At 50.1% G+C, this 15,756-nt stretch carries 9 protein-coding genes and 2 pseudogenes; 7 read left to right on the top strand and 4 right to left on the bottom strand.

The window, feature by feature from the left end; genetic code table 11:
- Positions 1–24: 24 nt before the first annotated feature.
- Both D908_RS18270 and pcp read right to left on the bottom strand, forming a co-directional pair.
- Positions 25–1,581 (bottom strand): methyl-accepting chemotaxis protein, encoded by a 1,557-nt coding sequence (locus D908_RS18270; RefSeq protein ID WP_005522040.1) that lies wholly within the window; start codon positions 1,579–1,581, stop codon positions 25–27.
- A gap of 252 nt (positions 1,582–1,833) precedes the next feature.
- Positions 1,834–2,478 (bottom strand): pyroglutamyl-peptidase I, encoded by a 645-nt coding sequence (gene pcp, locus D908_RS18275; RefSeq protein WP_000558649.1) that lies wholly within the window; start codon positions 2,476–2,478, stop codon positions 1,834–1,836.
- Between the two features lie 222 nt (positions 2,479–2,700).
- Here pcp and D908_RS18280 point away from each other — a divergent pair, with 222 nt between their 5' ends.
- From D908_RS18280 to D908_RS0118735, 6 genes and pseudogenes are all read left to right on the top strand, one after another.
- Positions 2,701–3,621, top strand: coding sequence for a protoglobin domain-containing protein (locus D908_RS18280; RefSeq protein ID WP_005522038.1), 921 nt, complete (start codon positions 2,701–2,703; stop codon positions 3,619–3,621).
- Positions 3,622–3,633: 12 nt separating this feature from the next.
- The gene (locus tag D908_RS18285) at positions 3,634–3,981 is read left to right on the top strand and encodes an STAS domain-containing protein (protein ID WP_001192242.1); all 348 of its coding nucleotides are present in this window, start codon (positions 3,634–3,636) and stop codon (positions 3,979–3,981) included.
- Positions 3,978–4,427, top strand: a complete 450-nt coding sequence (locus tag D908_RS18290) for an ATP-binding protein (protein ID WP_005522036.1) — start codon at positions 3,978–3,980, stop codon at positions 4,425–4,427. The genes D908_RS18285 and D908_RS18290 overlap by 4 nt, the downstream gene beginning before the upstream one ends.
- Positions 4,417–5,013, top strand: a complete 597-nt coding sequence (locus D908_RS18295) for a SpoIIE family protein phosphatase (RefSeq protein ID WP_005522034.1) — start codon at positions 4,417–4,419, stop codon at positions 5,011–5,013. Before D908_RS18290 ends, D908_RS18295 begins: the two co-directional genes overlap by 11 nt.
- Positions 4,997–8,158: a hybrid sensor histidine kinase/response regulator gene (locus D908_RS18300; RefSeq protein ID WP_005522032.1), complete on the top strand. Its 3,162-nt coding sequence runs from the start codon at positions 4,997–4,999 to the stop codon at positions 8,156–8,158. Before D908_RS18295 ends, D908_RS18300 begins: the two co-directional genes overlap by 17 nt.
- Positions 8,151–9,280 (top strand): annotated as a pseudogene (locus tag D908_RS0118735) (response regulator). The gene D908_RS18300 and the pseudogene D908_RS0118735 overlap by 8 nt, the downstream one beginning before the upstream one ends.
- Before the next feature lie 101 nt (positions 9,281–9,381).
- Here D908_RS0118735 and ppsA read toward each other — a convergent pair.
- Complete coding sequence (gene ppsA / locus D908_RS18305; protein WP_005522013.1) at positions 9,382–11,766, bottom strand: phosphoenolpyruvate synthase; 2,385 nt, start codon at positions 11,764–11,766, stop codon at positions 9,382–9,384.
- Positions 11,767–11,939: 173 nt separating this feature from the next.
- Between ppsA and ppsR the strand changes: the two genes are divergently transcribed.
- A complete protein-coding gene (ppsR, locus tag D908_RS18310) occupies positions 11,940–12,773 on the top strand; it encodes a posphoenolpyruvate synthetase regulatory kinase/phosphorylase PpsR (protein WP_005522009.1) in 834 nt (277 codons plus the stop codon).
- A gap of 102 nt (positions 12,774–12,875) precedes the next feature.
- Here the strand turns inward: ppsR and D908_RS0118730 are convergent.
- Positions 12,876–15,738: pseudogene (locus D908_RS0118730) on the bottom strand (FAD-binding and (Fe-S)-binding domain-containing protein).
- Positions 15,739–15,756: the final 18 nt, after the last annotated feature.

The following is a 15,756-nucleotide window of genomic DNA, read 5'->3' as shown; positions in this document are numbered from 1 at the left end:
TTCCGATATTGTTGTTGAGTTCATTTACAAGCGACGGAATTGACTCACGAGGCTGGTTTGCGACACCAAATTTTTCACTAGGTTGTGGCACTCTGTGCGCGTACCTTCGGCCAAATCGAGAGTCGAGGTGGAGACATCACTGATGGATTGAACACTGCGGTTCATATCTTCAGTCACTTTCGCCATTTCTTCGACAGCGGTGGCGATTTGCTCGTTGCGCATAGCGATATCGGAGACTTGAGAAAGCAGCGTTGTCAGCTTATCACCAGACAGATTGGCGCTATTCACACAAGATTCCGAGAGCTGATTACCTTGCTCAATCGTATTCACCGCGTTACGGGTACTGGTTTGAATCGACGTGATCACCTCTTTGATCTCTTCGGTGGATTCAGTACTGCGTTGGGCCAGTTTACGTACTTCATCAGCAACAACCGCAAAACCACGCCCTTGTTCACCCGCACGTGCTGCTTCGATGGCAGCGTTCAACGCCAGTAAGTTGGTTTGTTCCGCAATGCTTTGGATCACCTCCATCACTTGGCCGATAGTGGCACTTTGCGAGGAAAGCTGTTCAATCACTTTGGTGGCCTGTACGAGCTGATCCGCCATGTCATTGATTGCTTCAACCGTTTGCTCTACTGCGCGCATACCTTCACGGGCGGCGTTTTGGGCATGTCCGGTGGCATCGGAAGCGGCTTGAGCATTTTGAGCAATTTCTGTCGCAGTGATGTTCATTTGAGTAATGGCCGCAGCAACCTGCTCAGTTTCGCGAGTTTGTGCATCTAAGTTTTTCGCAGTGGTTTCACTGTTCTTTGAAGACATCTTCGCTGCTTCACTGATTTGAGTGCTGGAGTCCTGAATCCGTCCGACGACTGCGTTGATCTCGGACTGGCGCATCTTCATCGCCAGCTTGATTTCAGAGAGATCGTCGACGCGATCGTTGTAAACCAGCTCCATCAGCGGGTTATCAAAAATTTTGCGAGCTTCTTGTGACAGAGCTTCGAGGCGGCGAGTGAATTGATAAGCCATGGCGATGGTTAAAAGGAGCATCAAAGGAACACCCGCGCCAGCTAAAAATAAATCGGTCGCAAAACTAAGCCCGGCAGCAATCACAAAACCTGCACTTAAACGTTGCCATAGGCGGGTGCGTGGCAGTTTTAAGCGCCAGTGCGTTTTACCTTCACGAATCTGTTTATAAAGCTTATCAGCGTTTTCAACATGTTGCCGATTAGGAGACAAACGAACAGATTGGTATTCCACCACTTTGCCGTTGTCTTTGATTGGTGAGGCGAAAGCATCAACCCAGTAATAATCCCCGTTTTTACAACGGTTTTTGACCATCCCCATCCATGATTTACCCGCTTTGAGATGTTCCCACATATCCTTAAAGGCTTCGGGGGGCATATCTGGGTGGCGAACCATGTTATGTGGTTGGTTGATCAGTTCATCAAGCGTGTATCCGGCGACATTACAGAAATCATTACTTGCATACTTAATATGACTGCTCAGGGTTGTTGTAGATAAAAGATTATAATGCGGTGGGTAAGTCACTTCCTTTTGAGTAACTGGTTGATTATTTCTCATAAATGCATCCCGAAGTTGGCCGAAAAAATGAGCCCAATTCTGTTGTTGTACCGAATGAACCAAGTCGACTTATGCCGACCATAATTACCTCTAGGTATAGTTACCTATATCAAAGAATGCAACTGAGAATCTGGCAATACCCATAAAGGGGTGCTTGGTGACGGTTTTTGGTTTAATGCATTAAAATCAGTATGTTGAATTATGTTTTATGAAACTTAACTTCATGCTTTTGGGTGATAAGAAGAATAATTTTTAATTCAAATTACCTAGAGAAAGCAGCATGTCCTCATGTTGGGTCAGTGCAATATCAATGGTGGTTTTTACGGCCTCAACGCCCATTTCAATACTCATGCTCGGTGCTTTATGTTGGCATGCTTGTTGTGGGCTGAGTGGGATATGAATAAAGCCAGCGCGCACTTTGGGTTGGTCTTTTAAAGCATGCATTAAGCCATAAAAAAGATGATTGCAGACGTAAGTGCCAGCTGAATAAGAGATCTCAGCGGGAATGTGTTGTTGATGCAGGGCATGAACAATGGCTTTGAGCGGTAAGGTACTGAAATAGGCAGTAGGCCCATCTGGAATGGTCGCAGTATCAATGGGTTGTTGTCCTGCGTTGTCCGCAATACGTGCATCATTGTAGTTAATGGCGACTTTCTCTAATGAAAAGGCAGATCGCCCTCCCGCTTGACCTAAAGCCAACACTAAGCAAGGTTGATACTGCGCTAAAGCATGGTTTAGACGATCAATACTTTCATCAAACACGCAAGGCAGCTCGATGGCCTTTACCGTGCACTCTTCGTTCGGTTGCCAGCCATCCAATTGTTTGGCGAGTTGCCATGACGGGTTAACGGACTCTCCTCCAAACGGTTCGAATCCCGTAACAATAATCCAATGCAATTTATTGTTTCCTCATTAAGTTTAGTTAGAGCCAGACTAAATCACCCTTGGCCTAAAAACAAATCTTGTCACTGAGTGGGTTTTGCGGAGGAATAAACTTTGTCTGCACACCAAAAATCTTGTCTATAGTTTTAATGTCTGCGTAGAGAGTGACTAAAGCGAAGGTTTAGCCGCTGCCGTGTTGTTGCGTAGCCTTAGCACGTTCCTTGTTAAGGAGAAACTATGAGGACAGCCCAATCATCCGTGCTCAGTGACCCCGAAGCATTGCTTGCTTTGCATGATCTCACTGAAGCCGATCTCGCCTTGATTCGTAAATTCGGTCAGATCATTCAACCCAAGCTCAAAGAGTACGTTACGCACTTTTACGGTTGGTTGCAGACCACCTCGGCTTACGATCAGTATTTCCACGATCCGCAAAAACTAACTCGAGTGCAGGAGCAGCAACTGGACTATTGGCGCAGTTTCTTTAATGCACGAGTGGACGCGCAATATGTGAAAGAGCGTGCGGAAGTAGGGGAAGTTCACGCCCGGGTCGGGCTGCCTTTGCCGACCTACTTTGCTGGCATGAATATGTCGATGGTGATTTTTACCAAACGTATGTATGACGGCAGCCTCTACAGCGATGAGTACAGTTCTCTGGTCACGGCGTTTACGAAATTACTGCACATGGATACCACCATAGTGGTGGATACCTATTCGCGTTTAATCAATAAGAAAATTTCTGAGCAGAGCGAAGCGCTGCTCGCGATGTCAACGCCTGTCACCATGATCTGGCAAGACATCCTGATGTTGCCGATCGTCGGGATCATCGATTCCAAACGCGCGCAGGACATCATGATCACCGTGCTCAATAAAATCGCTGAATACCGGGCCAAAGTGTTCATTATGGACATTTCGGGTGTGGCGGTCGTTGATACCGCGGTTGCGAACCATTTCATCAAAATCACCAAAGCGACCAAATTGATGGGCTGTGAATGCTTGGTTTCCGGTGTTTCGCCTTCTATTGCACAAACCATGGTGCAACTGGGCATCAATGTTGGTGAAGTCAGAACGAATGCCACATTGCGTGATGCACTGGAAAATGCGTTTCGCACCGTGGGGGTCAACCTAAAAGGCAGTGGGCAAATGCGCTCCGAAGAGTAGGAATGTCAAACTATGCAGAGTGTGATTTCAATCAGCCGAATGCAGCAGGCATTGATTGCCTCAGTGCAAGTGGATTTGTCCTTGAGTGTCTTAAAAGCGTTTGAGGAGGAACTGCTGGCGGCATTGGGTCGCGACAATGTTCGCGGCGTGCTGATTGAAATGTCCGGTTTGAAAAGTTGCAGCCGAGTGGAATTGAGCCGCTTGCTGCAATTGTCTTACGCCATTGAAGTGATGGGGCGGCACTGCATTTTTGTTGGTATTCGCCCCGGTTTGGTTTTGGGAATGTTAGATACCGGCCTAGACACCACGCACATGGTGTCGGTTGCCAGCATCGAACAAGCATTGGCCATATTGAAATGATGCACTCGGAAACCACCGATTCGAAAACAACCGTATTGGTTGGTGAATGTGAACTCTTTCATTTGCGGGAGGAGACCGATTCGGTCACCGCGGTGATGGGCGCTTACGTCTTTGCGCGTTCGATGGGGTTCTCCATGGTGGAGGTGAGTGAAATTGCAACGGCGGTGTCTGAGCTGGCAACCAATGTGTTTAAGTACGCAGAGTTTGGCACGGTAGAAATGCAGCAAATTCAGTCGCAAGGGCGAATGGGGCTCCGAATTACCGTGCAGGATAAAGGCCCGGGCATTGCGGATATCGCACTGGCTATGCAGGAGCATTTTACCACGGGAGGATCCCTAGGTTTAGGCCTGCCGGGAGTCAAAAGGATGATGGATGAATTTTTGATAGAAAACCACTCGCGAGGCACCATGGTTTCCGTGATCAAATGGAGCCAAAATGAATTTTGATATTGCCGTACGCCAAGTGCCCTATTTTGGAGAGCCGGAAGCCGGAGATGGCTACATGGTTTACCAAAATGAGGATGATTTGCTGGTGGTGATTATTGATGCGTTAGGGCATGGCCCGAATGCGGCTGATCTCGCCCGTGCGATGGAACGATTCCTCAATGAGAAAGCTAATTTTGATCTCACTTGGCTGATGCAGTCGTTGCATGAACACTTTATGGGTAGCCTTGGTGCAGCGGTCACCATGCTGCACCTTGATTGCCGAAAAAACCAATTCAGTGGTGTGGGGATTGGCAATAATTTACTGCGAAAAGTGAACCACAGTGCGCAATCTTTTCATGCTCAGCCCGGGGTTGTGGGGGAAATGATCCCCACTCTGCGTCAGTTTCAAGGCACCTTTCAGCCAGAGGACTGGTTTATTCTGACGACGGATGGCATCCGCGAAAATTTGGATCTTCATGAAGCGGACGTGCCATGGGCACAGAGCTCCGCACTGCGCATGGCATCCTATTACATGGACCATTTTTCCAAACACCATGATGATGCCACCGTCATCGTCGTGAGGTGTCACCATGAGCGAAACCATTGAAATTCTTCTGCACAACAGTGAAGCAGGGCTGATTGCGCTGCGCCAAAAATGCTTAACCACGGCGCGCTGTTTGGGGCTGTCGCCTACGGAACAAGATTTACTGACTCTGCATGCGGCGGATCTGTTTAATCAGCTGCTGTCTGTTGCTCCCTCCGTCACGCTGCAAGTCACCATCAATGACAGCGGGTTGACCCTTGCTGGGCGTTATCCTATTTCCGTGAGTGCCCCTGCCCAGCAAGCGTTACGCATGCAGCTTAACAGTCACCGCTTTCTTTGCCACATTGTCGCGAAACGCCAACCCAGTACAGAGGAGCAAACCAAGCTACGAGAACTTTGGCAAGAGAAAGGGCGTGATGAACTCTTAGACGAGTTGCATGAAACAAACCGCGCACTTGCGCAGCACCAAGCTGGGCTCGAAGAAGAGATTGCGAAGCGCACCAAAGAGCTGGCGGTGAGTGAAGAACTCTCACGCACCATTATTGAAGGCGCTCCTTCCAGTGTGGCGATTATTGATAGCCAAGGGCTGATCCTACTCTGGAATAAAACCGCCATTAGCACCTATGGCTACACCGCTGAAGAAGCGCTTGGGCAGCCATTACTCACGCTTCTAAAAATGGCTTTGCCACCAGAATTAGCCGCGGCGTTAACCCTACCGCTGCGAGTAGATCAACGACAGTTACTCAACGAAGCGTTTTACGAAGCAGAAACGTACACCCGTGACGGAAACTTGGTGCCGATCGACCTTGGTGTGTCGATTTTTGAGTTAAACGGCCAATGTCAGGCCGCTATGTTTCTGCGTGATGTCACCGCACGCAAAGCCGCAGAGCAAGAGCTGAATGAGGCCAAAGCCAAAGCGGAAGAAGCGGTGGAAGTGAAGTCGATGTTTTTGGCCAATATGAGCCATGAAATTCGCACCCCAATGAATGCCATCATCGGTATGTCGCACCTAGCACTGAAAACGGAACTGACTCCCAAGCAGCGCGATTATGTTTCGAAAATCCACAGCTCGGCGACTTTGCTGCTGGGCATCATCAACGACATCCTTGATTTCAGCAAAATCGAGGCCGGTAAGCTGAGCATCGAGCACATTGAGTTTTCGCTTGAAGAAGTCTTGCATAATGTTTCTATGGTGACAGGGCAAAAAGCCTTTGATAAAGGCTTGGAATTGCTGTTTAGCCTACCACGCGAAATCCCTCATAAACTGATTGGCGATCCACTGCGTATTGGGCAAGTGGTGATCAATTTGGTGAACAATGCGGTGAAATTTACCGAGCAAGGGGAAATCTCCGTGAATGTTCAGGTGGGTGAGCGCCAGCCTGGGCGCATCAAGCTGCTGTTTAATGTTTCGGATACCGGAATAGGAATGACGGAAAAGCAAACCCGCAATCTGTTCCAAGCCTTCACTCAAGCAGATGGCAGTACAACCCGAAAATATGGTGGTACTGGGCTGGGGCTTTCAATCAGCCGCCGTTTGGTGGAGTTGATGGAAGGGGAAATCAGCGTGACCAGTCAGCCTGATATGGGCAGCTGCTTTACCTTTAACGCATGGTTTGATGTTGATGAAAACCAAGCACCGCATCAAAAGGTTGTGCCTGATGTACTGGGCAGCATTCGCGCGCTGATCGTGGATGATAACGATCACGCCCGTGAGATTCTGCAAGACATGCTTTCCATGCTGGCGATCCCGCCGGAAACCGCCGCCAATGGTGTCGAAGCCTTACGCAAATTGGAACAAGGCGTGGCGAATGGAAAACCCTTTAATCTGGTGTTTATGGATTGGAACATGCCAGAAATGAATGGGATTGAAACAACGCGCGCCATTCGCCACTCATTCGCCGCAGAGCATCAACCTAAAGTCGTGATTGTAACGGCTTACGATAAAGATGATTTGCAACAGATGATTTCGGAAATCGATATCTGCGGCTTTTTGACCAAGCCCATTGGTCAGTCGCATTTGTTTGATCTTCTGGTCAATCTGTTTGTAGGCAGCAAAGCTCAAGCCTCCGTGGCGGCGCGAATTTCTCATCACCATGAGCATGGTGATATACGTGGTTTGCGTGTGTTACTCACTGAAGATAATGAGATCAACCAACAAATTGCCCTTGAACTGATGGAAGCCAAAGAGCTGGTGGTCACCATAGCGAACAACGGAAAAGAGGCACTCGATCATTTAGCCCATTCATTAGAAACCCAACAGCGGTTTGACATCATCTTCATGGATCTTCAAATGCCCGTGATGGATGGTTATGAAGCGGCGCGCCACATCCGTTCGACACCGGAGCACGATGATACGCCATTGATTGCGATGACCGCACACGCCATGGTGGAAGAACGCGAACGCTGCTTGAGTTTGGGCATGAATGATCATGTTTCTAAACCGATCGACCCGGATTTACTGTATCGAACCATCGCCAAATGGTGTGAAGGCAAAGCAAAATCCACAACCACGGCGGAAAGCAATGCCAAGGTGGAACCAGACATTCCAGAGCCGAGCACCGAGAAAACCAGTTTTGAGCTGACGGATGTTGAACGGTTAGATGTGAAAAATGGTCTGTTACGTGTGGCGGGAAACGAAAAGCTATATCGACGTTTGCTGTCACAAATGATGGATAAAGAGTACGACATCGTGAAACGGATTGTGGTGGCTTTAGAGCATAACGATCGAGAACTCGCAGTGCGTTATGCCCACACTCTAAAGGGAACGGCTGCCAATTTAGGTGCGGTGAGAGCTTCCGATATTGCCGCTCGGCTTGAAATCGCTTTAGGCAAAGAAGGTGACGCTACCCAACTTCAAACTATGTTAGATGAGCTGGCAAGCCACCTTGAGTATTTCTTTGCCCTATTAGCTAAAGCGTTGAACCGCCCAGTGCCCAATCAAATGAACCCGCAAACGCTCGATAAAGAAACGATAGCGATTTTGCATCAACTTCACCTGTATCTATTGGATATGGATGCCGCCGCGCTCGACTTCCTTGAGCAGCATTACCTGCACCTCAATTCTCTGTTTAAGTCAGAGGATTTTGCGGCCTGCTGCCAATTGATCAGTGAGTGTGACTTTGCGGCGGCAGAAGTCGCCTTGCGACGGGCAGTGAGTCTTTACCCGCTGGACTTAGATAAGATTTATGGACAAACCGATCATGAGTGAACTTGAAACCATCCTGATTGTGGATGATAACCCTGAAAATCGGGCGTTGCTGGCTGGATTGCTCAAGCCGCATTACCGTTTGTTGGTGGCGACCAGTGGTGCTCAAGCACTGACGATTTGCCATAAGCAGAAGCCGGATTTAGTTCTGCTCGATATCATGATGCCGGAGATGGATGGCTATGAAGTGTGCCAGCGGATGAGAGCTGATCCTGAATTGCAGGATATTCCGGTGATCTTTTTGACTGCCAAATCACAAATCGAAGATGAACAGCGCGGCTTCGATGTGGGGGCGGTGGATTACATTCAAAAACCGATCAGTCCCCCTATCTTACTCGCGCGTACCCGTACCCATTTACGACTACGCCAAGCGATGAAACTGCTGGCAGAGCAGAATGAAACCTTAGAGCAGAAAGTTAAAGAGCGAACACAAGAATTAGAAGCGCTACAAGATGCGACCATCATTGCCATGGCGTCGCTGGCGGAAACGCGAGATAACGAAACGGGAAACCATATTCGCCGAACCCAACGTTACATCGAAGTGTTAGCCAATCAGCTACTGTTGGAAGGCCAATACGCCGATCAACTAACGCCGGAATCCATTAAGGCACTCTATAAATCGTCACCGCTGCACGATATCGGCAAAGTGGGGATCCCGGATCATGTGTTGCTGAAACCGGGCAAACTGACTGAAGAAGAATTTGAAATCATGAAACTGCATACCGTGTTAGGGCGCGATGTGATTGATACCGTAGAGCAGTGCATTCATTTTGAATGTGATTTCTTAACCTTTGCCAAAGAGATTGCTTACTCACACCAAGAAAAATGGGATGGCAGCGGCTACCCGGAGGCTTAAAGGGCGCAGACATTCCGCTCAGTGCCCGGTTGATGGCTTTGGCGGATGTGTATGATGCGCTCATTTCAAAGCGTGTTTATAAACCGCCATTTAGCCATGACAAGGCGCTCGCCATTATTGAAGAAGGGCGGGGCCAGCATTTTGATCCAATCATTGTCGACGCGTTTTTGCGGGTAGAGGATAAATTCAAGCAAATTGCTAAAGAGTTGGCGGATGAAGACGCGCCCGAAAAAGCGCAAACCATGGTTTCACGTTCCGCCGCCGGATAAATTCGGTGAGTGATGTGAAAAATAAAATGGGCGCAGAGGTGAATTCTGCGCCCATTGTTTTATGGCTTGCTTTTACGGTCTGTTTTACCGCTTATTGCAACTTACTGTGCCGATGGACGTTGCGCCACTTCACCCAGTTTTAGCCAAGTATCAATCACCGTGTCGGGGTTGAGCGATACCGAGCTGATGCCTTGTTCCATGAGCCACTGTGCAAGGTCATCGTGATCCGATGGGCCTTGGCCACAAATACCTACGTATTTTCCAGCACGAGTCGCCGCATCAATCGCCATTTTCAGCATGATTTTCACGGCTGGGTTACGTTCATCAAACAGATGAGCCACATCGCCAGAGTCACGATCCAGACCCAGAGTTAATTGAGTCATGTCGTTAGAGCCGATCGAGAAGCCATCAAAGAATTTCAAAAACTCATCGGCGAGAACCGCGTTGGAAGGTAGCTCGCACATCATGATCACTTTCAAGCCTTGCTCGCCACGGCGTAAACCAAATTTCGCGAGCAGATCGATCACCGCTTCGGCTTCACCTGTGGTGCGCACAAACGGGATCATCACTTCCACGTTTTTCAGCCCCATTTCATGGCGCACACGTTTGATAGCTTGCGTTTCCAGCTCAAAACAGTCTTCAAACACCGGAGAAATGTAACGCGATGCACCCCGGAAACCGAGCATCGGGTTCTCTTCGTGGGGTTCAAATTCACTGCCGCCCAGCAAGTTGCTGTACTCATTCGATTTGAAATCGGACATGCGTACAATCACGCGTTTTGGCCAGAAGGCTGCCGCGATGGTGGCGATCCCTTCGGTTAGTTTGCTGACGTAGAAATCAATCGGGTCACGATAGCCGCGAATGCGATCAAGGATCTGCGTTTGCAATTCGGCACTTTGTGCATCGAAATTGAGCAGCGCTTTCGGGTGGATACCAATCATCTTATTGATGATGAACTCTAGACGAGCTAGCCCCACGCCTTCGTTCGGGATCTGCGCGAAATCAAAGGCGCGATCTGGGTTACCCACGTTCATCATCACTTTGGTGGGCAGCATCGGCAGCTCGTCTACTGAAGAGCGGCGCACAGCGAAATCCAACTGGCCAGCATACACATAACCGGTTTCCCCTTCCGCGCAGGAAACGGTGACTTGCGCGCCATCACTCAGGCGACGAGTCGCATCACCACAACCGACAATCGCAGGGATCCCCAACTCACGAGCGATGATCGCCGCGTGACAAGTCCGTCCGCCACGGTTAGTGACAATCGCGGCCGCTTTCTTCATCACCGGTTCCCAATCGGGGTCCGTCATGTCGGTGACGAGCACATCGCCTTGCTGTACGAGCGACATTTGATCCAGAGAATCGACCAAACGGACGGTACCGCTGCCAATGCGCTGACCAATCGCGCGGCCTTCGAGTAGCACAGACGCCTTATGGCTCAGCTCATAACGCTCAATCACGTTTTGTTCGCTCTGTGAACACACGGTTTCTGGGCGAGCCTGTACGATGTAGAGCTTGCCGTCGATGCCATCTTTCGCCCATTCAATATCCATCGGGCGTTGGTAGTGCTTCTCAATGATCAACGCTTGTTTAGCCAGCTCTTGGATTTCGGCATCCGTCAGTGAGAACTGGTTACGCTCGTGCGCTGAGGTATCGACCACTTCCACTTGCTTACCAATCACTTGGCTGTTGGCGTAGATCATTTTGCTTAGCTTGGAGCCAAACGTCTTTTTCACAATCGCAGGGTAGCCCGCTTCGAGCAGCGGCTTGTGCACGTAAAACTCATCTGGGTTAACTGCGCCTTGTACGACCATTTCACCCAAGCCCCAAGCCGCAGTGATAAACACCACTTTGTCGAAGCCTGATTCGGTATCAAGCGTAAACATAACGCCAGAGGCCGCTTTATCCGAACGCACCATGCGCTGAATGCCTGCTGAGAGTGCGATGCCGCGATGGTCGAAGCCTTGGTGAACACGATAAGAAATGGCGCGATCGTTAAACAGCGAAGCGTACACATGCTTGGTCGCTTCCAGTACGGCATCAATGCCTTTCACGTTAAGAAACGTCTCTTGCTGGCCAGCAAACGAAGCATCAGGTAGATCTTCGGCGGTGGCGGATGAGCGTACCGCAACCGACAACTCGCTGTTGCCATCAATCAGTTGGGTGTAATTGGCGCGGATCTCTTGTTCCAGCTCGGCCGGGAAGGGGGCTTGTAAAATCCATTGACGAATCGTTGCACCGGTTTTGCGCAGTGCTTCTACATCGTCGACATCCAATTCGTCGAGCAACTGGTGAATGCGTTCATCGAGTCCTTCAAAGTCGAGAAATTGATTGAAGGCATACGCGGTGGTGGCAAAGCCGTTGGGTACGGAAACGCCAGCGTTGGCGAGGTTAGAAACCATCTCGCCGAGCGAGGCATTTTTTCCACCGACTTTATCCACGTCTTCCATGGATAGGCTATCGAACCAGAGGGTGTTCTTTTGCATGTCTTTCTCCAGAAACATTGCAGCTTGTAGGGTTGGCAATCGTTTGCTTCTCTTGGCAAAAAAATTCACGAAGGAATTTTCAAAGCTGTGGGAGAGGCGCTGGAATGCCGGGTTTTATTATGAGTATTATGGTGCTCATCCTAATCAAAAATTTTTGAAAGCTTAAATAAAAGATGCAAATGGAATCGCAAAGCCGTGATGTGTTCTATGTTTCTGACGGAACCGCCATCACTTGTGAAACGTTGGGGCACGTCGTACTGGGTCAGTTTGCTGTGCAACCCAATGAAAAAACCTTTCCGTTTGTGGAAAGTGACGAAAAACTGAGTGAACTGCTCAAGCAGATCCAGCGTTCTTACCAGCAACATGGTGTGAAGCCCTTGGTGTTTTTCTCTATGGTGATCCCCGAAATGCGGACCCGTTTGCTGCAAGCGCCCGCGCATTTTTACGATGTGTTGGAGAGCATAGTGCAGCGGGTGAGCGATGATATTGAGATGAAACCCGCGCCCAAGTTGCAACGCTCGCGCAGTGTCGGGAAGGATTCGGATACCTATTTTGATCGGATTGCCGCTATTGAATACACCTTGGCGCATGATGATGGCGTTTCGCTCAAAGATCTCGACCGGGCGGACATCATTTTGCTTGGCGTATCGCGCAGCGGAAAAACGCCCACCAGTTTGTATATGGCGATGCAGTTTGGCCTTCGCGTAGTGAACTACCCCTTTATCGCGGAAGATATGCATACGATGCGCTTGTTGCCCGAGTTCGAGTTTCAACGTCATAAACTGTTTGGCCTTACCATCAATGCGGAACGTTTGACTGAAATTCGCGAAAACCGTTTGGCAGGCAGCGAATACGCCAGCAACCAGCAGTGTTTGCAGGAATTAGCGACGGTCGAAGCGCTGTTTCGCCGTGAAGCCATCCCATACATCAATACGTCCTCCTTGTCGGTGGAGGAGATCTCCACCCGGATCCTTGAACGGACAGGCCTAAAGCGCCGTTTGTTCTAACTTCCATTTTGATAAGGGGCGCAAGCGCCCTTTCTCTTCTCCCAAATTGATCGACTTGGGAAAGAGTATTTATGCGTACTCGTCTGGCTGCTCTGTACTCTCTTATGTCGCTTGTATTTTTCCGCGATCTAATCGTGGTCTGGCGACTTCATCCACCAGATATAAGATGGATTGATAAGGAATGCCGCTGTGGTGTGATAAGCCGATTTCACACGTACGGCTGTTACTAAACCCACGGGTACAGTGCGCTGGCACTTGTTCTTTCAGCGAATGGACCGCGGCGGCATTGAGCTCAGGCGTAGTAAAGCCTTTGTCACCCGCCCAACCACAGCACTGAATGTGCTCAGGCAGGATCACGTCACTGGCGCAGGCTTTCGCCAATTTCAGCATATCGCCTTCTAAGCCGAGGCGGCGCGAGCTACAAGTGACATGCAGCATGACGGTTTCTTGCTTCGGCTCTAGCGCTAGGTGATCCAGTAAGTAACGACTTACCAACCCCGTTGGCTCCAGAATTTCCATTGGTTTGGTGAATTGCTCAATGCTGCGTTTGGCGCACGGACTGGTGTCCATCAATACCGGATAACGCCCCCCTTGGCTGGCTTGCCATAAAGCGTTTTCCAACTGCTGGGCTTTGCTTTGTGCAATGTCGGTCATCCCTTTGCTGTCATAAGGCATACCGCAGCACTGGCTGCTGAGCTCTGTAGGCAGAATCACTTCAAAGCCGGCTTTATTGAGCAGAGAGAGGGTGACTTCCGTCAGTGGGCGTTGATCGGTCGCGCTCGCTTGCTGCCCCATGTTGCGGCTGGCGCAGGAGGCAGGTAAACCACTTTTTTGTCACTGCGCGGCAGATTTTCCACTGCGAGTTCCAGTGAGTGAGTGTTTGCTTGCGGCATTTCCGGCATCCACAAAGGGGTTTTGCCTTTGCTGATCCGGCGTAGCCATTCACCATTCCGCCGACCGATTTCTCTCCGAGCACTTTGGTTGCCAGTTGGTTGGCTTTTAAGCCGCCGCGAGCGAGTGCGGTGGTCGCGGTAAAGTGCTCTGCTGTCCAACGCGCAATCGGGGTAAATTTTTGGTATTTGGCGGTGCGCAGTTTTTTGACCAAATCGCCCGTATTGATCCCTACCGGGCAGCGTTCTGCGCACAATCCAGTCGCGGCGCAGGTGTCTAACCCTTGGTATTCAAACACTTGTTCGAGCTCGCTAGAGGCAACGCTTTCACCTGCTGCGCGGCGGCGTTGCAATTCGCGATACAACACAATGCGTTGGCGCGGTGACAAAGTGAGGGTACGTGATGGGCAGACCGGCTCACAGAAACCACATTCGATACAGCGATCCACCAAGTTATCGGCCGCAGGCATTGGTTTGAGGTTACTGATGTGCGAATGCTTATCTTCGTTGATGATGACGCCGGGGTTGAGCAAGCGTTTTGGATCAAAGAGCGCTTTGATTTTCTGCATCAAGGCGTAGCCTTCTTTACCCCATTCCAGCTCAACATAAGGGGCCATGTTGCGGCCTGTGCCGTGTTCGGCTTTCAGTGAGCCTTGGTATTTCACGGCGACGAGTTCGGCTACATCATCCATAAACGCGCCGTAACGTTCGATTTCACTTTGTTTATCAAAGCCTTGAGTGAACACAAAATGCAAGTTGCCTTCAAGGGCGTGACCGAAGATGATCGCTTCGCTGTAGTGGTATTTATCAAACAGGGCTTGCAGATCACGCACACCGGCTGCGAGGTTTTCCACCGGAAAGGCCACATCTTCAATAATGACCGTAGTGCCCACTTCGCGCACGGCTCCCACCGCTGGGAACATGCCTTTGCGAATACCCCATAAGGTCGCCACGGTTTTGCTCTCGGAAGTAAAGGGAACCGATTCAATAATTTGGTAGCTTTGCAGCGCGCTCATCACTTGCTCACACTGAGCGTGTAAGGTTTGCGCGCCACTGGCGTGGGATTCAATCAGTAGTGCCGCGGCTTCTAAATCGAGCTTGGCGATAAATTCCGGCATGCCTTTTTTGTCAGCAACCGAACGCAGCGCACGTCCATCCATCATTTCTACCGCTGCCACTGGCGTTTTGGAAAGCGTGGTCACGGCTTGGCTGGCTTGTTCAATATCGGCAAACACCAGGAGCGCAGAGGCTTTGTGCGCGTGTTCAATCACGGTGTGATAGGTGATGTCGGCGATAAAGCCGAGTGTGCCTTCTGAGCCAATCATCAAGTGGGTCAGCACTTCGATTGGATCAGAGAAATCAACCAAGGCGTTCAGCGCATAGCCTGTGGTGTTTTTTAGGCGGTATTTGTGGCGGATGCGTTCGGTGAGCTCAGAATTGGCTAGAGTCTCTTGGCACAGCGCGTGAATGCCTTCCACCAAGTCGGCACGCTCTTGTTTAAAGCGTGCCACGCTGTCGGGGTCGCGCGTATCGAGCACATAACCATCGGCAAACACAATTTGCATACCATCGACGGTGCGATACGAGTTTTGCGCCGTACCGCAACACATGCCGCTGGCGTTATTGGCCGCAATGCCACCGATTTTACAGGTGTTGATGGAAGCGGGATCGGGGCCGATTTTGCGCTGAAATGGGGCAAGGTACTTGTTGGCATCGGCGCCAATCACGCCCGGTTGCAGGCGAATTTTCAAGCCTTGGTTTTGCACTTCATGTCCGCGCCAATCGTCGGTTAGGGTGATCAGTACCGAGTCGGAAACGGCTTGACCCGATAAACTGGTACCTGCAGCGCGAAAGGTAAAATGGATACCCAGTTGGCCACAGCTCTGAATAGCAAAAATCACTTCATCGAGTGATTTGAGGCGTAACACGATTTTGGGGATCAACCGATAAAAGCTGGCATCGGTACCGTAGGCGAGTCGTTTCGCTTCTTGAGTAATGATGCGCTGCGGATCAATTCGGTTCGCTAAAATCTGTTCGAGCTGCTGATAGAGACGATCGGCGATCGGGGAGTTCATACTGTGCTTCCTCGTGTG

Origin of the sequence: Vibrio mimicus CAIM 602, assembly GCF_000338875.1 — a bacterium.
GTDB lineage: Bacteria > Pseudomonadota > Gammaproteobacteria > Enterobacterales > Vibrionaceae > Vibrio > Vibrio mimicus.
Note: the sequence above shows the minus strand (reverse complement) of the source record. Positions and strands in the feature narration are given on the sequence as shown.